25 protein-coding genes are annotated in these 16022 nt (G+C 41.7%); 17 read left to right on the top strand and 8 right to left on the bottom strand.

The genetic code is table 11. The features are described 5' to 3' along the window. The first annotated feature begins 1 nt into the window (after position 1). Positions 2-358, top strand: a complete 357-nt coding sequence (locus tag EKQ44_RS18605; RefSeq protein WP_237665053.1) for a VOC family protein — start codon at positions 2-4, stop codon at positions 356-358. Between the two features lie 44 nt (positions 359-402). Here the strand turns inward: EKQ44_RS18605 and EKQ44_RS18600 are convergent, their stop codons facing one another. The 3 genes from EKQ44_RS18600 to EKQ44_RS18590 all read right to left on the bottom strand — a co-directional run bounded on the left by EKQ44_RS18600 (position 403) and on the right by EKQ44_RS18590 (position 2511). Further along, positions 403-816: a hypothetical protein gene (locus EKQ44_RS18600; RefSeq protein WP_237665052.1), complete on the bottom strand. Its 414-nt coding sequence runs from the start codon at positions 814-816 to the stop codon at positions 403-405. Between the two features lie 235 nt (positions 817-1051). Then, positions 1052-2356, bottom strand: coding sequence for a uracil/xanthine transporter (locus EKQ44_RS18595; protein WP_237665051.1), 1305 nt, complete (start codon positions 2354-2356; stop codon positions 1052-1054). Further along, the gene (locus tag EKQ44_RS18590) at positions 2353-2511 is read right to left on the bottom strand and encodes a hypothetical protein (protein ID WP_237665050.1); all 159 of its coding nucleotides are present in this window, start codon (positions 2509-2511) and stop codon (positions 2353-2355) included. The genes EKQ44_RS18595 and EKQ44_RS18590 overlap by 4 nt, the downstream gene beginning before the upstream one ends. Before the next feature lie 109 nt (positions 2512-2620). Between EKQ44_RS18590 and EKQ44_RS18585 the strand changes: the two genes are divergently transcribed. From EKQ44_RS18585 to EKQ44_RS18570, 4 genes are all read left to right on the top strand, one after another. Then, positions 2621-3505, top strand: a complete 885-nt coding sequence (locus tag EKQ44_RS18585) for a LysR family transcriptional regulator (RefSeq protein WP_237665049.1) — start codon at positions 2621-2623, stop codon at positions 3503-3505. 52 nt (positions 3506-3557) lie between these two features. Beyond that, positions 3558-4277: a YebC/PmpR family DNA-binding transcriptional regulator gene (locus tag EKQ44_RS18580; RefSeq protein ID WP_237665048.1), complete on the top strand. Its 720-nt coding sequence runs from the start codon at positions 3558-3560 to the stop codon at positions 4275-4277. A 437-nt stretch (positions 4278-4714) separates the two neighbouring features. After that, the gene (locus tag EKQ44_RS18575; protein WP_331254674.1) at positions 4715-5392 is read left to right on the top strand and encodes a GNAT family N-acetyltransferase; all 678 of its coding nucleotides are present in this window, start codon (positions 4715-4717) and stop codon (positions 5390-5392) included. Further along, the gene (locus EKQ44_RS18570) at positions 5335-5874 is read left to right on the top strand and encodes a GNAT family N-acetyltransferase (RefSeq protein WP_237665047.1); all 540 of its coding nucleotides are present in this window, start codon (positions 5335-5337) and stop codon (positions 5872-5874) included. The genes EKQ44_RS18575 and EKQ44_RS18570 overlap by 58 nt, the downstream gene beginning before the upstream one ends. Here EKQ44_RS18570 and EKQ44_RS18565 read toward each other — a convergent pair. The 3 genes from EKQ44_RS18565 to EKQ44_RS18555 all read right to left on the bottom strand — a co-directional run bounded on the left by EKQ44_RS18565 (position 5871) and on the right by EKQ44_RS18555 (position 7131). After that, positions 5871-6338 carry a hypothetical protein gene (locus EKQ44_RS18565; RefSeq protein WP_237665046.1) on the bottom strand — a complete coding sequence of 156 codons (468 nt, stop codon included), beginning with the start codon at positions 6336-6338 and terminating at the stop codon, positions 5871-5873. The genes EKQ44_RS18570 and EKQ44_RS18565 overlap by 4 nt on opposite strands. A 68-nt stretch (positions 6339-6406) precedes the next feature. Beyond that, on the bottom strand, positions 6407-6853 hold the full coding sequence (locus tag EKQ44_RS18560; RefSeq protein ID WP_237665045.1) for a hypothetical protein: 447 nt from the start codon (positions 6851-6853) through the stop codon (positions 6407-6409). Between the two features lie 71 nt (positions 6854-6924). Next, positions 6925-7131, bottom strand: a complete 207-nt coding sequence (locus EKQ44_RS18555; protein ID WP_237665044.1) for a hypothetical protein — start codon at positions 7129-7131, stop codon at positions 6925-6927. A gap of 138 nt (positions 7132-7269) precedes the next feature. On the opposite strand from EKQ44_RS18555, the gene EKQ44_RS18550 reads away from it, so the two are divergent. Continuing rightward, positions 7270-7791: a DinB family protein gene (locus EKQ44_RS18550; RefSeq protein ID WP_237665043.1), complete on the top strand. Its 522-nt coding sequence runs from the start codon at positions 7270-7272 to the stop codon at positions 7789-7791. Positions 7792-7820: 29 nt separating this feature from the next. Continuing rightward, entirely contained in the window at positions 7821-8690 is an 870-nt protein-coding gene (locus EKQ44_RS18545; RefSeq protein ID WP_237665042.1) for a GAF domain-containing protein, read from the top strand. A 47-nt stretch (positions 8691-8737) separates the two neighbouring features. Here EKQ44_RS18545 and EKQ44_RS18540 read toward each other — a convergent pair whose 3' ends face one another. Then, a complete protein-coding gene (locus tag EKQ44_RS18540) occupies positions 8738-9148 on the bottom strand; it encodes a DUF4181 domain-containing protein (RefSeq protein ID WP_237665041.1) in 411 nt (136 codons plus the stop codon). 171 nt (positions 9149-9319) lie between these two features. On the opposite strand from EKQ44_RS18540, the gene EKQ44_RS18535 reads away from it, so the two are divergent. From EKQ44_RS18535 to EKQ44_RS18515, 5 genes are all read left to right on the top strand, one after another. Beyond that, the gene (locus EKQ44_RS18535) at positions 9320-10030 is read left to right on the top strand and encodes a GNAT family N-acetyltransferase (RefSeq protein ID WP_237665040.1); all 711 of its coding nucleotides are present in this window, start codon (positions 9320-9322) and stop codon (positions 10028-10030) included. Positions 10031-10096: 66 nt separating this feature from the next. Continuing rightward, the gene (locus tag EKQ44_RS18530; RefSeq protein WP_237665039.1) at positions 10097-10498 is read left to right on the top strand and encodes a hypothetical protein; all 402 of its coding nucleotides are present in this window, start codon (positions 10097-10099) and stop codon (positions 10496-10498) included. Positions 10499-10527: 29 nt separating this feature from the next. Continuing rightward, the gene (locus EKQ44_RS18525) at positions 10528-11037 is read left to right on the top strand and encodes a GNAT family N-acetyltransferase (protein WP_237665038.1); all 510 of its coding nucleotides are present in this window, start codon (positions 10528-10530) and stop codon (positions 11035-11037) included. A 144-nt stretch (positions 11038-11181) separates the two neighbouring features. Beyond that, positions 11182-11592, top strand: coding sequence for a GNAT family N-acetyltransferase (locus tag EKQ44_RS18520; RefSeq protein WP_237665037.1), 411 nt, complete (start codon positions 11182-11184; stop codon positions 11590-11592). A gap of 96 nt (positions 11593-11688) precedes the next feature. Then, complete coding sequence (locus tag EKQ44_RS18515; RefSeq protein WP_237665133.1) at positions 11689-12198, top strand: DUF4269 domain-containing protein; 510 nt, start codon at positions 11689-11691, stop codon at positions 12196-12198. Positions 12199-12254: 56 nt separating this feature from the next. Here EKQ44_RS18515 and EKQ44_RS18510 read toward each other — a convergent pair whose 3' ends face one another. Then, positions 12255-12698 (bottom strand): hypothetical protein, encoded by a 444-nt coding sequence (locus tag EKQ44_RS18510; RefSeq protein ID WP_237665036.1) that lies wholly within the window; start codon positions 12696-12698, stop codon positions 12255-12257. Positions 12699-12802: 104 nt separating this feature from the next. Here EKQ44_RS18510 and EKQ44_RS18505 point away from each other — a divergent pair, with 104 nt between their 5' ends. The 5 genes from EKQ44_RS18505 (at position 12803) to EKQ44_RS18485 (ending at position 16015) form a co-directional block, all read left to right on the top strand. Next, complete coding sequence (locus EKQ44_RS18505) at positions 12803-13468, top strand: HAD family hydrolase (RefSeq protein WP_237665035.1); 666 nt, start codon at positions 12803-12805, stop codon at positions 13466-13468. A 48-nt stretch (positions 13469-13516) separates the two neighbouring features. Further along, on the top strand, positions 13517-14053 hold the full coding sequence (locus EKQ44_RS18500; protein WP_237665034.1) for a GNAT family N-acetyltransferase: 537 nt from the start codon (positions 13517-13519) through the stop codon (positions 14051-14053). Between the two features lie 11 nt (positions 14054-14064). After that, complete coding sequence (locus EKQ44_RS18495; RefSeq protein ID WP_237665033.1) at positions 14065-14481, top strand: hypothetical protein; 417 nt, start codon at positions 14065-14067, stop codon at positions 14479-14481. A gap of 494 nt (positions 14482-14975) precedes the next feature. After that, the gene (locus tag EKQ44_RS18490; protein WP_237665032.1) at positions 14976-15500 is read left to right on the top strand and encodes a YcxB family protein; all 525 of its coding nucleotides are present in this window, start codon (positions 14976-14978) and stop codon (positions 15498-15500) included. A gap of 2 nt (positions 15501-15502) precedes the next feature. After that, positions 15503-16015: a P-loop nucleotide/nucleoside kinase family protein gene (locus EKQ44_RS18485; RefSeq protein ID WP_237665031.1), complete on the top strand. Its 513-nt coding sequence runs from the start codon at positions 15503-15505 to the stop codon at positions 16013-16015. Positions 16016-16022: the final 7 nt, after the last annotated feature.

Raw genomic sequence — 16022 nt, 5'->3', positions numbered from 1 at the left:
CATGAGTGCATTATTCAAAAGGATTGATACAGTATTCCTAGAGGTTTCCGACATGGAAAAGTCCATCACTTGGTACACGGAGGTACTGGGCTTTTCAGTCAGATGGCATGACGAAGAAAACGGTTATGCGGCAATCGAGATGGGGGAGACGCCCTTGACACTTGTGCGCGCAGAGAAAGTGACACCAGCATCCCATTGTCTATTGAACTTCTATTCTTCGGATATATATGGTGCGCATCATACACTGCAGGAGAACGGGGTGGAGGTAGAAGACGTGGTGGATTATGGCACAGTGCTGTCCTTTGAGTTCAAGGATCCGGACGGTCATATCCTTGGGGTCTGTTATTTTGAGGAATAGAGAGAAAGCAAAAAGCCTTTCTGCATCCGCGAAAGGCTTCTTGTTCATTTTTTCCTCTGTATGCTACTGATTAGAAACTGGACTCTCTCCTTATACCCCTCATCAAGCGATGACAGTTTTGGAATGGCAATCCCGTCTTGCAAAAGTTTCCCTTTAAAAAGTATGTAGTAGTCCTTTGTTTCGATCATTTCCGTTTGGTTGGAAAAGTTGAACCTCGATTGTTCTTTACCCGCAAGGAAGTAGTCGTCTCCCTCCTGATAGCGTACTACCATTTCCTCATCATAAATTGGCTTCCTTAACAAAATGACTCCAGCAAGAAAAGTGACCACCCTTATTAAAAGAAACGCAACAGCGAATGGAACGAGAAATGCCATCACAGCGGACATGATAAAGAGTCCGGTAGGGATTTCTCCGTACATCTGAAGCAGGTCAATAAAGGAATAGATGCTGAAAATCAAGGCTCCTATATAAAAGAGGCTCCTTCCATAACGCCAAGGTTTAAAATGATCAACCAGAGCGGATAAAGCATGTCTTGTGACTTCGTACTTGAATTCTATCTGGCGAATGACGGTTTCCCCCTAGTTCTTGATGGTTACTATCTTACCACTGGAAAGGAGAAGCGAAACATATTTGGTACAAACCATCCTCAAAAAAATCCCGATATGAAAAAAGCATAGCCAATCCACCTCAGGATTAGCTATGCTCCACCATCTTATCCTCAAACTGTCCCCAATTCGTCACCTTCTCCAACACAATCGAAAGCAGCACGCCCATGATCAATCCATTCTCCAAGAACGGTTGCAAGAGCACTGGCAACGGTCCGAAAACAGCCGGCGAGGTGTTCATCAAGCACACTCCCAACAACACAGGCGCGGCCAAACGAAAAATGGTATCGGAGTTGAAAACAGCGCCACGTAAACTACCATACGCAGTCCCGAACAATTGAAGGTACGCTACAAACAGTACGGCGTTCCCAACCGTCATCGGCATCGTCACCAAGAAAGAGGTCAAAGGTGGTACAAGGCCAATGGCTGCAAGCATGATGCCACCTATGAAAAACGGCTTCCGGTCTAATATCCTGGTACTCTGCAAAAATCCGATCGTCGATGTGAACGGCGTGTATGGAACGAGCCCAAACAGGGACGCAATCACTGAAAAAAGTCCGGTGAAAAAGAAAGAATTCCGGAATTGCCCTGGTTTAGCAGTCTCCCCATAAAGGTCAGCTGCAGCCTGGACGGATGCAATCGTATTACTCAGATTTAACACCCCGGCAAAAAAGGCGACCGCAATAATCCCGTATTCCAAGTTCGGTGCCCCGAGCGGGAATAGGTCAAATGCGAAGGTAGCAGCAGGCGCCTCCTGACCACTACATGGGAACAGCAACGCATAAGCTATCCACCCCACGATAATCCCGATGAGGATCGCGAAGTTCCCAATTACCCTCGGCGCTTTTATTTTTAACATACTTACAAAAATAACAAGTACAACAGACAGGATGCTGACTGGCACATCCATCACGCCATCCTCTGTTATGCCAAGCATCCCTTGGAAAAATACCATCATCAATTGGAAGGTTAATAGGAAGAGGTACACCGTCATGACCATCGGAGTAAAAATACGAGGTAAGACTGACGTCCAGCCGAACACCGCAAGCAGCATCGTGAACCCTCCGGCAAGCAACAGTCCTGTCGCGACACCCCCGCCAATTTCTGTGAAACTCATTCCTAGAGAGGAAGCAGTGAGCCCAAGATTCAGCATCACACCCCATAACAAACCAGAATGCCCTTCTAATAGCGGGTAACGGTGGCCCATCCACCCTTGGAAGATGCACGCAAGCCCCGTGAAAAGGAGGGAGGCACTCAGCATCATCCGACTTACTTCCGGTGACACATCAAAAGCAGCCCCGATCGAAAGCGGGACCACGACCGTATTGGCAAAAATGAAAAAGAGCCATTGTAAGGAAGAAAACATCGTAAACGATGAGATTAATTTAGTCATAGAAGTTCCTTTCCTGGGTGCATTTGTTGTACAGCATACACATGAGAATGTTGCGTCACATTGACTCTGGCATCATCAGATGTTGTTTTTGCGTCTATAAGTAAAGCAGCCATTACAATTAAATTAAGTATAATAAGGATCAGAATTGCTTTCATTCTATTCTCCTGCCTTTCTCCAAATATATGGTATCATATGTAAAACCATATGAATGATATTTGTTTTGTTGTGAAATCATATGAAAAACATATAGGAGATGAAAAGGACATGGATATTCGGCAATTGCGTTATTTTACCGTCATTGCGGAAGAGAAAAATATTTCACAAGCTGCCCGGAAGCTACATATGTCCCAGCCTCCATTGAGCCAGCAACTAAAGCTGATGGAAGAAGAATTGGGAGTAGTGCTTGTACATCGTGAAGGAAAGAAGCTTCGGTTGACGGAAGCGGGAGAAAGACTCTATCACCATGCCGTACAGGTCACGAAACTGATGGAAGAGGGCATGGAGGAAGTGAAGGAAGTGGGAGAAGGATTGAAGGGAACCTTGAAAATCGGGGTGAACACGCTGTCGGAGATGTCGCTTGCCAGATCGTTGATTGCATTCAAAGAAAAGTATCCTATGGTAACTTATGAAATCCATCAAAATGAGTCGGGACATTTATTCGAGCTTCTGCGCGAGCGTGCAATTGACCTGGCAGTGATTCGTTTTCCCGTTCAATCAGACGAATTTGGACACTTTATGCTGAAAAAGGAGCCGTTCTATTTCGTTAGCCGGGAAGAGTGGAATGAATCCATGACTTTAGAGAAGATAGCTGGCCAATCACTTGTTCTTCCAAGCACAAAGGGACAAGGACTCTACGATTATATTCTGCACTCTTTTGCACAAAGAGGATATGAACCAAACATTGTCTGTGCGAGTTCGGATCTATCCCTGCTTGCTGGTCTTGTTCAGCAAGGTTTCGGGGCAACTTTAGTACCAGAGAGTGCCATGCATATTTTTTCTGGTGCACAAGTACATTCGTATTTGGTGGATGAGGAGGGGCTGACCTCCCAATATGGTGTTGCATGGATGAAAAAGTACTATCTATCAAAGGTGGCAACCAGATTTCTGGAGATGTATAAGGAAATCACTCGTAACCCTCTGGGAACATGATGTATAATAGAGGAAGGTACATCTTTTAATTTCTGAAAGAGAGTGAATATATATGGGTCGTAAATGGAACAACATCAAGGAAAAAAAGGCGGCAAAGGATCAGAATACGAGTAGGGTCTATTCTAAATTTGCCCTTGAAATTTATGTAGCAGCAAAGCAAGGCGAGCCGGATCCGGACTCCAACATGGCGTTGAAGTTCGTGCTTGAGCGTGCGAAAACATACAACGTACCACGTAACATCATCGACCGTGCGATTGACAAAGCAAAAGGCGGCGGGGAAGAAAGCTATAATGAGCTACGTTATGAAGGTTTCGGACCGAATGGATCGATGGTCATCGTAGACACACTGACAAACAACGTGAACCGTACTGCATCCGAGGTACGTGCAGCCTTCGGTAAAAATGGCGGAAACATGGGTGTTAGTGGATCTGTTGCTTACATGTTCGACGCAACGGCAGTCTTCGCATTCGAAGGAAAAACCTCCGACGAAGTGCTGGAAGTGTTAATGGAAGCAGACCTCGACGTGCGCGATATCATGGAAGAAGAGGAAACGGTTATTGTGTACGCAGAGCCAGATCAATTCCATGCCGTGCAAACAGCGTTGAAAGATGCGGGCGTGGAAGAATTCACCGTAGCTGAGTTGACAATGCTAGCTCAAAACGAAGTGGAGCTTCCAGGAGATGCACAAGAGCAGTTTGAAAAGCTGATCGATGCATTGGAAGACTGCGACGATGTGCAGCGTGTGTATCATAATGTGGATTTAGGTGAATAAGTTGATTTTGGGGGCAGGCTTCTATCTTTCGGGATGGGGGCCTGTTTGTTTTGTAATATAGCAATCTCAAAAGTTAATTTGTTGTTTTTGCGTGAAAGCGTTGGGGCGCAAGAGGTTAGTTTTTCCTTGAACAAACGATTGTTTAAAAATTACTATGATAGTATAAGGAATTTGTACTTTTCTTGGGCGATGGGATTTTGGAGCAATTGCTTAGCGCTGAAGGCTTTAGGGGGAATTATTCAATAAACAAGAGGAAGTATACAATAAAAGGGCTAAAGTATTCAATAAACCGCTCCAATTATACAATAAAGCCTCTTAAATTGATGACAATCCATATATTTCCATGACGGAACTGAAAAATCAGTAAAAAATGAAACTAAACGCCAATCAATAACGTAAATTAGCTAATTACCTAGTATTAAAAGGAGCCCTTACTTATGACAATTTCCAAAATAACCGTACCAACCACCATCCATGGAACCAAAATCCACTTAAAACAACTCACCATCCAAGACTTGCCGCTTCTCTACCACCTAATGTATGGCGACCCAAATCCAGAGTACAAAAAGTGGGATGCCCCATACTTCCCGCTCCAACTAATCGACGAGGAAACCTACCTCACCGAAATGACGAAGCAACTAAACGAAGGGATGGACTCGATCTACCTCATCCAAACACAATCCGACGAGCCCCAGACCATCGGCAGCGTCACATACTACTGGGAGCACGAACCATCCAACTGGCTGGAGATGGGAATCATCATCTATCTGCCAGAATTCTGGAACGGGGGGTACGGAACAGAGGCCATCCAATTATGGACCGACCACCTGTTCCAAACAAAGCCACAGATTCCAAGAGTCGGCTACACAACCTGGTCCGGCAACCATCGCATGGTCAAAGTCGGCACCAAACTGAATTTCACACAGGAAGCCCGAATTCGTAACGTCCGATCCTATCAGGGCAAACTGTATGATTCCATCCGCATGGGCATGCTGCGCGAAGAGTGGGAGCAAACGAAATCCAACACCACATCCACACCATTAGGAGTAAACGAAACATGCAAACATACACCGAACTTACAAAAGAAACCGAACACGAACTTGTCCAACTGCTAACAACAGAAACCTGGCCATATCATGGAACCGGAAATCCAACAGAGGAAAGTATCCGAACATCCATCCAGCAAGGAAACTACACAAATGAAGGAACCAAAACCTTTCTCATTCGAGACAATGCCGAAAACGAATCCATTATTGGGATGTTCCGGCTTTTCGACCTAGACGACCCGACCTGCCTTTTCGACCTAAGACTTAAACAGAAATATCGAGGTCAAAACCGTGGCGCTCATGCCGTAAAATGGCTCACCGAGTTCGCATTCACGAACTACCCGCACCTTATCAGGATCGAAGGCCATACCCGCCACGACAACCTGGCGATGCGCAAAACTTTCCACAATAGCGGATACGTCAAAGAAGCCTACCACCGGAGTGCCTGGCCTCAAAACGATACGCTATTTGATTCTGTGGGCTATGCCATTACCCGCACGGATTGGGAGCAAGGCACAAAAACACCAATTGAGGACAGTGTCCCGTTTTAACATTCTTTCTGGCACAGAACCAATACCGCTTCAGAGAGGATATCAATCGCGCGCTCCAAATCAGAAGTGTCGAGAAACACATTCGTATTCTCGCCAATATACATACTTTCCACCTGTAGCTCACACCAGAGCGCACCAAAAAGGTCGTTGAGCTGTCCGGACTTTCCTGCCGGCAGCTTTACCACCTGAATGACCTGTCTTTCTTTAAATGGAAGACCGTATCCGCGCAAAACTCTTCGCATTATCTGTAGATCTTGTGTCGTTTCCGCCGTGCTGCTGCCAAGCACTAGCTTTACAAGATGGATATCCCCATCCACTTTCGTATGAAAATAGGCATTTACATTCACTTGTTGCTCTGCCAATCCGTCCAAAATGCAGCTCAACGCCCAATCATCCACCTGAAAAGAAAACTGCGTCCGAACCAAATAATCAAAGGACTCCACCACTTCCGGCATTTCCCGCATCGCCGCACAACCCCCTCAACCCGAGTTTTATCCTATACTATGCAGCACACAGGCAAAAGGCCATTATATCAGTCCAAGCAACGTGGCGGGTTCTCTTCCGATAGCAATCGGATTGCATAACCTATGTTGGAAACATCCAAGTAAATAGTATTGTCCTCCCCAAGATAAATTGCCCGGACCTGCATCTTGCACCACAGCGTGCCAAAGATAGCATTGATTTGCCCAGGCACACCTGAAACGCTATCTAGCAGTTGAATCACCTGATTCTCCCTGTAACGAACTCCAACCTGCTTCATCACCCTCCGAACCCTACGGATGTCGCTCTCGCTCTCCTCAGTCGATGTGCCGACAACCATGCGAACAAAGTTGAAATTCTTACCCGCAATCGTCTGGAAATAGCCGTTGATATTCACGTTTTCCTCAGCAAGTCCATTTAAGATGCGGCTTAAATCGCGGTCACTGATGGTAAAGGTAAATTGTGTCCTGATATTGAAATTTAGACATGCGTTTCCCATCCCTTTTCACTCCCATAAAAAAGTCTTTCCTATAAGATATGAGAAATGGCTTGGCATGCTTGGACTTTCCCCTATGTAGCTTTCCGGTCCTTCCACCATTTAAAAAGAGAGAAAAGTAGAATAATGGCAAGTGTGCATAAAATGACGATAAATTTATTCGGCTGGGCCTCAGCGGGATATGCTGCGACGGGTGCTGCCTCCACGTAAACCGCCTGCGAAAACCCCACCATCAATAAAAAACCTATAATGAATAAACGATAGTTAATCAGTAATCTCATTCTGCAACGCCCCTTTTCTTTAATATCGTGAACAAAGTCCTATTATTTTAGCTTATTAGAAAATATTCTGATAAATTCATAGGTATGAAGGGAAAATAGTAGATTATAATGTTAGAAAAAAGGGAAAGGGGAATAAGGATGACTTTTCATTTAAAAGAAGCAATGGAGATTCTCGAGCAAACACCTGCAACACTAGAAAGCTTTGTTGGGGGACTTTCTAAAGAATGGTTGAATTACGCAGAAGGAGAAGGTACCTGGAACGCACAGGAAGTCATTTCCCATTTAATAGAAGGAGAAAAGGTGAACTGGATACCACGACTCCGTTTTATTTTACAAGAGGGAAACAGCAAACCTTTTCCGGCGTTTGACCGATATTCCCATATGAAGGACAAAGAGAACTCTATTACCGAAGCGTTAATCGCATTTAAAGTGATACGCAAGGAGAATCTGGAAATTCTGAGAACGTTAATCAAGACAGATGCCCAGTTGGAGCTTAAGGGACTTCACCCGGAGCTTGGGGAAGTGAAAGTGCGCGAATTGATAGCTACCTGGGCTGTTCATGATCTTACCCATATCGCTCAAATAACCCGCGTTCTCGCCAAAGGATATACGGAAGAGGTAGGCCCATGGAAGGAATACTTAGGAATATTAAATAGATAGGATGCAAAATCCAAGAAGGGAACCGTGCAATGCAAAATACCTCTTATAGCACGCAGAAAATGATCTACAAAAACTTTGATGAGGCAGCAGACAATATCTTAAAGATGATGAGTGGTCTCCTCGACATCAACACCTTGTTCATTGCAAAAAACGACCGCAGTACGAACAGAATAATGAAAGTGCTGAACAAAAAAGATATATTGCTAGAGGAAGGAGACACCCTTCCGTTTGAGCAAACATTCTGCAAGCTATCTGTCGATTTTGGCAGTAGGACTTTGTTTATCCCTAATCTTACCCAAAGTGACCTGACAAGGGACATGGGTGTGACAAAAAAATTAGGAGGGGGTAGCTTTATCGGGATCCCCATATATTACGAGGACGGACAAAATTACGGGACACTATGTGGATTGGACAACAGACCGCATAATTTTCGGGAAGATCTGATTGAGTTATTCGAGACAATGGGATCCCTTCTTACATATGTACTAGAGTTGGATGAAGCCTACCAACAAATTCGCAGCCTTTCCGTCCCGTTCATTCCCATAACAAAAGGAGTGGCCGCCCTTACTATCACAGGCAATGTCAATGAACAACGGGCAGACACCATCATCTCCCTGGCATTAGAAAAAAGTCAAGACCTGGACTTGGACTATTTAATCATCGACCTTTCCGGCATTGGAAAAATAAACGAAATAGTCAGCTATTCCTTACTTAAAATAGTCAATCTCCTGCAAGTAATAGGCGTGAAACCAATCCTTACAGGAATCACCCCGGACGTCGCTATTAAAGCAATCGGCATCGGCTTCGAAACGGAAGACATCCTAATTCAATCCAACTTGGAGCAGGCATTAAAGAAAATAGGGTTTTCCTTGTATAAAGACAAGGTGAAAGCTAAATAAGTCATGAGAAAAAGCAACCAGGAGTGTGGTTGCTTTTTTACGTTCATCTACTGCAAATTTAAGTTTAATAAGTTCATACCAGAAACGATCACGACGGAAAGCACCATGACTATCATATCGCTGAGAGTCAATATGGCTTCTTTTGGATTATCTGAATACTTCCATTCAAAGAATGCCTGCACCAAACGATCACCTATAATGAGTAACACAAGGCCGATCACCACTACGGCTATAGAGATATTCTCATAAAGGATCATTCCTACAAGGGTGATGTTGACAATCATTATAATTATTCTCATGGCCCAATCAACTTTTCTATGTAAATCATTAATGTGATTGTATGAGAAGAACTCTTTTTTACTCTTTTTGATTTTAAATGCCCTTCTTAATAAGAATCTCACTCCGTACACAATTACCAAAACGATAACCCCAATGAGTACAAAATTCAGCCAAAACATGCCCTCACCCCTCTTATGCATACCCCTCATTATATTCCATTTATTTCTATACTATCATAAAGAAACCTATAAATTTAACATTGTATTAAAAATTTGGAAGGAATTAGTGTGGTACTTCTTGAAATGGTATGAAGCACTAGGAAAGTATGAAGAAAGTAGCGGGGGAGTAAATTGAACTTATTTAATATCATTAAAAACAAACAGGAATATTGGCTCGTAGATCAAATCAAAAAGGAAGATGCTCCAAAAGAATCGTATATACGCGAATTTACAAATATCCTCACGGAGTGGAAACGTCTGGAGATTGGTTATTTGTCCTTACTGATGGATGAACAATTTCAAAGCTGGCTGCTTGAAAATAACTTTGGCAAAGTATCAAGCATCGTGGAATATACAAGAAACCTGGAGGATTTGCCGGTCACGGATGACTTAATTGTGGGGCATTCCCTAGCAGAAGGATTGCTCGATGATTATAAATATGCAGAACTATATGAGCTTTGCCGTTCTGGCTCTGCCAATAAGAATACGAAGCAACCGATTAAACAAGTAATGAGTTCCATAGAAAATGAATTGGGACCGGTGTGGCGCAAGCATTGTTATTATTTTAAGAAAGCTGGGGCTTTTGCCGGCATAAGTATCCCTCATATTGAGAAGGGAACGGAAGAGGAAGGAAGATTATTTTATTTTGGCGTCGTACCTGACCTGAGAGGGCAAGGAATCGGGGAACAAATACATAAACTCAGTATGGCGTTACTCAAGCAATTCCATGCCACCTATTATGTCGGCAGCACCGATATCCACAATACCAACATGATAAAGATATTTGAGAAAAATGGTTGTGAGCTACGGGATAGAAAAGGTATATATAAGATAGTCAGATGAAAATTCCTTGCTATAACCACATATACTTTCTAAGTAATGTCCAATAAAAAATACAGGAGGTTTGTGATGAGGAATTTCTTGAAGTATTTTTTCTGGACGGTGGTAATCGGGTTTATCTACTATGCAGGTTCACGGTACGAGCTGCATCTAATTGAACATGGACAAATGAATTATAATATTTGGCCTGCAGTGATATTTGCAACGATATTCCCGGTCTTGATAGGAATACTCCTTCGCTTGCCAACATTAATAAAAGAGATAAAACAGGATAAAGCATGGGCCGTGAATTGGGTAAAGTTACTGGCAGTCGGACTCCCAACCCTTTACGTCGCTTTGGTTCCCCTTCTTTCATTAACTATCCTAGGTAAGTACCTACTTTTTGCAATGGTCATCATACATTATGATCTTTCCACCTTAGCTGGGGTGATCTTTGGATATGTGTTGTTGGATAGTTTAAAGGAAGATTAAAAGAAATTTATTTATTCGAGGTAATGATTATGAAGATTATAATAGAGGCTTTAAAAAAGGCTGATGCAGAAAAGTTATATGAATTTGAACTCGCAAACAGAGACTATTTTGAGCAAATGGTACCGAGTCGAGGAGATGATTATTATAACCTGAGCACTTTCCAAGAAAGACACGAGGCTTTACTTGCAGAACACACCAAAGGCCAATCCTATTATTTTTTAATTAAGGATGCGACTGGCGCAATACTTGGACGAATGAACTTAGTAGATATTGATCATGTCAAAAAGCTGGGGCACGTCGGCTATAGAGTAGGAAAAGACCACACAGGAAAAGGGATTGCCAATAAAGCATTGCGGTTGCTTTTACAAATGATGAAAAACCAAGGGGTTAACCAGATTATAGCGAAGACCACGACATATAACATCGCTTCACAAAAGGTTTTGGAGAGGAATGGGTTTACGCATTTATCAACAAGCGATGAAGAATTTGAGATGAATGGTCATATAATGAAGTTTGTTCATTATAGATGGACGCAGTAAATCTAAAGGCCAGGTAATAACTGGGAAGGGATAGGTAGAATTGATGTCGAAATAGTATTGTATTCGGCAATTAATGGAGGTATAAAACAGTGGTTAAATGGTGGAAGAACTCTTCAAAATAATTATTTTGAGGAGGAAATGAGAATGAAAATTAAGTTTAGTAGGGATAAAGAGCTTAAACTAGAACAATTAGAAAAGTTGTATAACGATGTAGAGTGGTTTGCTTACACCCAGGATTTACATGTCCTTCATCAAGCAATCTCTCAGTCTTTAGAAGTTATTTCAGCTTGGGATGAGGAAGAATTGGTGGGGTTGATCCGTATAGTGGGTGATGGGGTAACCATCATTTATATCCAAGATATTTTAGTGTTGAAAGCTTATCAAAATCAAGGGATTGCTACTCAACTGATGCAAGAAGTGCTGGATAAATATGCTCATGTTCGACAAAAGGTTTTACTAACGGAGGAAACTCCCGACGTCAGGCATTTTTATGAAAAAAATGGCTTTGCGTCTTGTGATAAGGGAACTTTAGTAGCCTTTGCAAAATTTAATTAAATGCGGATACTAAATTGGCGCTATTCAGGAATTTTGGATAGCGCTAGAGTTTTTTACGTATAGGAGAGAGGTTACTTGATCAAACTTTTCGAGCAAATGAAAACCGGAAATAAAAAGCAAAGGGAAGCATATTTAGCGATTACAAAATTGAATATTTTAAATGAGTTGCATACTTATAACCCAGTCCTATGTGGAACGCTTCCCATCGGTATTGATATAAAAGGGTCTGATTTAGACATCATTATGGAAGTGCATGAACTAGATTGGTTTGCCGAACAGCTACAAACACTTTACGCTGATAAAGAAAATTTCTCTTTGAAAAGAACAATGATTCGAGGAAGAGAAGTCGTGAAGGCGAACTTTATCTTTCATAATTTCGAGTTTGAATTGTTCGGCCAGGCTCAACCAGTACATAAACAGTTTGCGTACCTTCATATGATGATTGAATATGAACTGTTGAAAAGGAATCCCGGATTAAAAGAGAAAGTAATACACCTTAAAAATAAAGGATACAAAACCGAACCGGCATTTTGTCAGCTCTTAAACATAAACGGTGACCCTTACGAGGGTCTGATATTGTTCGGAGTGGAAGAAGGAATGGTGTAGGTGCTTTCCGGCGTTATAGTAAAAGGGTGGGGTAAAACAAAAACCTCCACCTTCTATTAGTCTATACCGCACTTAGTAATCTCAGGCTCTTCAAATGAAATGACATCAATAATGTGATTTAAGCAAGGTATTTGATAATGGATATATTCCTTTTCAGGAAACATGCCTTCAGCAAAAGTCTGCAATTTTACAAAATCTCTGAATCTAGAATGTTGATGAATTCTAAACGTATCCCCTTCATAAATTTCATTTCCCTGCATGTAAGAATATGCTTCATTAGTGGTGACATAAGAAATATAAGAGGGAAAGAAAATATGTATTTGTTTACTGCTGTCAGGAACCACTGGTGAGGCTCTTATTTCATGGTCCATCATAAATACTGACTCTTCTTCTAAGGTTGTTGTAAAGTTAACAATAATATATAAGGAGTTTTCCTCTGGTTCATACATTCTTTCAAGATAAATAGGTCCCTTTAGATCTAATAAATCTCTAAAACTCATTTAAATCACCCTTCGGAAGATTATTTTGATTATTCAGAAATATCTAGAGATAACTATATATAAGAAGTCTACATTTTGCAAGATGAAGCAAGGAGTGAGTGTTGTTGAAAAATTACAAGATCATCTTATTCGACTTAGATGGAACCCTTTCCGATCCGAAGGAAGGGATTACAAAATCGGTTCAATATGCATTAGAGAAAATGGGCATGGTCGAGCCTGATATTGATAAGCTAGAGTGGTTTATTGGTCCGCCACTCCAGGTTTCTTTTGCGGAGTACTACGGTTTTGATGAAAGGGAATCAAAACGTGCCATTGATTTTTATAGAGGAAGGTTTAAGGAGAAGGGGATGTTTGAAAATGTGTTATATCCCAATATCTCCTTGCTATTAGCAAAATTAAAAGAGAATGGCTACTTCTTAGTGGTTGCTACCTCGAAGCCTACCGTTTTTGCTGAACAAATATTGAAGTATTTTAATTTAGAACAGTACTTCCAACTCATTGTCGGGAGTAACCTAGATGGAACAAGATCCTCCAAAACGGAGATTATTCAGTACATACTAGATAAATATACTGATTATGAACCTAGCGATTTTATTATGATAGGAGACAGGAAGCACGATATCATGGGTGCGAAGAATACAGGGATTGACTCCATTGGGGTGACGTATGGTTATGGGTCGTTAGAGGAGATTAGTGAAGCCGAGCCTACTTATACCGTTAATAGTGTGGACCAATTGAAAGAAATGTTACTGGGGAGTGTGGTCAAATAAGGTTTGAATGTTTAGGCTGATTGGTGAGGTGTGAAAGGAGGGGCCGCATTGCATAACGTCAAGATAAGAAGGCCAATACCTGAGGATATTAACGAGTTAAACCATTTTTTTAGAACAGTGATAACAGATACTTTCATTAAAGAAGGTATAGGGGATAAGTTAGAGGACCTAGAAGAAGAGATCCAAGCAAAGAAAACTTACTTATCTAGTGATCTGAATAGCAATGGAAAAGAAAGATATTTTCTGCTTGCTTTAGATGGAGATAAAATTATTGGAACAATAGAATATGGGGCAGCAAGCGACCTGATATGCAAATGTACAGATAATGCCTTTAAAAGGTTCCATGAGGTGGGAACAGTGTTTGTGCATCCTACCTATCAAAGGAAGGGTATAGGTAATGTGCTTCTGACTAGAATAATGGAGATATTGCACAGTAAGGAAATAAAAGAATTTTGCCTAGATAGTGGGTATGCAAGTGCGCAGAAAATCTGGAAAAAGAAGTTTGGAGATCCTGCTTATCTCTTAAAGAACTATTGGGGCGAGAGCTATCATCATATGATTTGGAGAATCAAAGTGAGAGTTTAGGGGGATGACCAATGATTATAAGAAAGCTGCTCGCTTTTTTCCTGGCTTGTATATTGGTACCGGCAATTATTGCCCTTTTTAGCGTGGGATCTGCTTTAGAATTTCTGGGCACGTTTTGGTTGATTTTCTTTTATGGAATGCCTTTAATGTTACTGTATGGTCTGCCAATTTCTTGCCTATCCGATAAAGTCACGAGTAACTTTTCCGCTCCGGCTAGAGCCTTAGTTGCTTTTGGCTATATGTTTTTTGGGGTAATTTTAGTATTCCTCCTCCACCTCTTCAATATAGGATTTTTTAAAAATGAACCTTGGAATGATTTAAGCCAGCTTTTTCTCATTTTTTCTACTGTTGGGGCTGTTTTTGTATGGGGAATTGATGAAATTCTTCGGAAGGTGGCGGATTGGGAAAGGATACAAAGTGGGATGTAGATTATGTGATTTGGAGTGGGAGTTAGCGGCATCAAATGCAACTTCCGTTTTTTTACATTATAAAATTCATCCTCAAAAGCATGTAACATCTATGCTCCGGATTCGTATACGTTATAAAGAGGTGACCGCCGTGTGGAAAAAATACCTGAATCCGCTTAGAATCAGAAATGCGATCGTGTGGGTGTTATTTGTTGCTGCTTTTCTTAGTTTTGTAGGAGGGGTCTTAGAAAGTAAGGGCTTGATCTATATTACTTTTCTCCTCTTCTTTGTTTTTGTTATTATTTCTCTTTTGTTTTGGAGATGCCCAAATTGCAAGAAGAGACTACCACTCAAATACGACAGCGAAATCGAACTTTCCTATGCGTATGTATGTCCGAGATGTGAGAAACGTTTTTTCGATGACGGCACGATGGAGTAGCGCATCTGGTTTTACAAGGAAAATCGTTAAAGCATATGGTAATCCATGTTATCCTTGTAACAAAGGAGTGATTTTTTTGGAAGAAAAGAAAGAAACTGTTTCTGTAAGTGGGGTAATCAGTGAAGAAATGTTTCAGAAATTTATGGCTTATCATATAAAGGCATTGAATAAAGTAGCATTGCCAGTCATCTTGACCGCATTTTTTCTGTTAGTATGGTTTTTTGTTAATTTAAATTGGATTGTTTCGCTTATCCTAACCGTTATTCTATGGGGAATGGCTAATTGGATGCTCGCAAAATCAATCAAGTCCCGAGCGACAAAGGAGTATAAAAGCAACAGGCAAATCAGGAATGAGGTTTTTCTGACTTTTGATGAAGACGGTATCCGTCAGAAGCGCCTTAAGTCTGAAACGTTTTGGGAGTGGGATGATATTATTCTCATAGATGAGAAAAGGGACCTGTTCCTATTTTACGTCTCGAAAAACACTGCGGTCCTATTACCGAAAAACTTTTTGGTCAACCATGAGATGACCAAATTAAGAAAAATCATACATAACAATGCATTGACCCAAAAGGTTAAATTGTTGGAGGAAGCGGTGTAGCCATGACAAGATCCATCTATATCATTTCCGGGCCATGTGGTGTTGGAAAATCGACGGTCACAAAAGGACTCGCACGCAAATTAGAGAAGGCGGTCCTAGTGGAGGGGGACATGATTACCGGCATGTTTGTAGGCCAAGTGCAGCCACCTTGGGAAGAAAAGCTCTCCATCGTCTGGCAGAACATCAGCAGCTTGACGAAGAATTACCTCAGGAATGGATACGATGTTGTCATCGATTATGTGGTGGAAGACGAGTGGGAGTGGTTTTGCAAAGAACTACAACAGGCAGGTATGAATATTACGCTCCACTACTATGTCCTTAGGGCCGACCCCGAAGTGCTTGTAGAGAGGATAACCGAACGGGGAGACACCGAAATGATTCCCCGATCCTTGGAACTTCTCCATCAGCTGGAAAGTAAAAAAGAAAATGCTCCCCATCTGTATGACACAACCAACAAGGATCCGGACATCATCATAGAAGAAATTGCGGGCAACATTACACATTTTCATCCTTGACAGATTC

Origin of the sequence: Sutcliffiella horikoshii, from assembly GCF_021991925.1 — a bacterium.
In the GTDB taxonomy this organism is placed as follows: domain Bacteria; phylum Bacillota; class Bacilli; order Bacillales; family Bacillaceae_I; genus Sutcliffiella_A; species Sutcliffiella_A horikoshii_F.
The sequence above is the reverse complement of the archived record's forward strand: the minus strand, read 5'-3'. Positions and strand labels throughout refer to the sequence as shown.

Bases quoted from the DNA above. Each gene is read 5' to 3' on its own strand.
- EKQ44_RS18605 (WP_237665053.1), top strand. From the start codon at position 2: ATGAGTGCATTATTCAAAAGGATTGATACAGTATTCCTAGAGGTTTCC.
- EKQ44_RS18595 (WP_237665051.1), bottom strand. From the start codon at position 2,356: ATGACTAAATTAATCTCATCGTTTACGATGTTTTCTTCCTTACAATGG.
- EKQ44_RS18590 (WP_237665050.1), bottom strand. From the start codon at position 2,511: ATGAAAGCAATTCTGATCCTTATTATACTTAATTTAATTGTAATGGCT.
- EKQ44_RS18585 (WP_237665049.1), top strand. From the start codon at position 2,621: ATGGATATTCGGCAATTGCGTTATTTTACCGTCATTGCGGAAGAGAAA.
- EKQ44_RS18580 (WP_237665048.1), top strand. From the start codon at position 3,558: ATGGGTCGTAAATGGAACAACATCAAGGAAAAAAAGGCGGCAAAGGAT.
- EKQ44_RS18575 (WP_331254674.1), top strand. From the start codon at position 4,715: ATGACAATTTCCAAAATAACCGTACCAACCACCATCCATGGAACCAAA.
- EKQ44_RS18570 (WP_237665047.1), top strand. From the start codon at position 5,335: ATGCAAACATACACCGAACTTACAAAAGAAACCGAACACGAACTTGTC.
- EKQ44_RS18565 (WP_237665046.1), bottom strand. From the start codon at position 6,338: ATGCGGGAAATGCCGGAAGTGGTGGAGTCCTTTGATTATTTGGTTCGG.
- EKQ44_RS18560 (WP_237665045.1), bottom strand. From the start codon at position 6,853: ATGGGAAACGCATGTCTAAATTTCAATATCAGGACACAATTTACCTTT.
- EKQ44_RS18555 (WP_237665044.1), bottom strand. From the start codon at position 7,131: ATGAGATTACTGATTAACTATCGTTTATTCATTATAGGTTTTTTATTG.
- EKQ44_RS18550 (WP_237665043.1), top strand. From the start codon at position 7,270: ATGACTTTTCATTTAAAAGAAGCAATGGAGATTCTCGAGCAAACACCT.
- EKQ44_RS18545 (WP_237665042.1), top strand. From the start codon at position 7,821: ATGCAAAATACCTCTTATAGCACGCAGAAAATGATCTACAAAAACTTT.
- EKQ44_RS18540 (WP_237665041.1), bottom strand. From the start codon at position 9,148: ATGTTTTGGCTGAATTTTGTACTCATTGGGGTTATCGTTTTGGTAATT.
- EKQ44_RS18530 (WP_237665039.1), top strand. From the start codon at position 10,097: ATGAGGAATTTCTTGAAGTATTTTTTCTGGACGGTGGTAATCGGGTTT.
- EKQ44_RS18525 (WP_237665038.1), top strand. From the start codon at position 10,528: ATGAAGATTATAATAGAGGCTTTAAAAAAGGCTGATGCAGAAAAGTTA.
- EKQ44_RS18520 (WP_237665037.1), top strand. From the start codon at position 11,182: ATGAAAATTAAGTTTAGTAGGGATAAAGAGCTTAAACTAGAACAATTA.
- EKQ44_RS18515 (WP_237665133.1), top strand. From the start codon at position 11,689: ATGAAAACCGGAAATAAAAAGCAAAGGGAAGCATATTTAGCGATTACA.
- EKQ44_RS18510 (WP_237665036.1), bottom strand. From the start codon at position 12,698: ATGAGTTTTAGAGATTTATTAGATCTAAAGGGACCTATTTATCTTGAA.
- EKQ44_RS18495 (WP_237665033.1), top strand. From the start codon at position 14,065: ATGATTATAAGAAAGCTGCTCGCTTTTTTCCTGGCTTGTATATTGGTA.
- EKQ44_RS18485 (WP_237665031.1), top strand. From the start codon at position 15,503: ATGACAAGATCCATCTATATCATTTCCGGGCCATGTGGTGTTGGAAAA.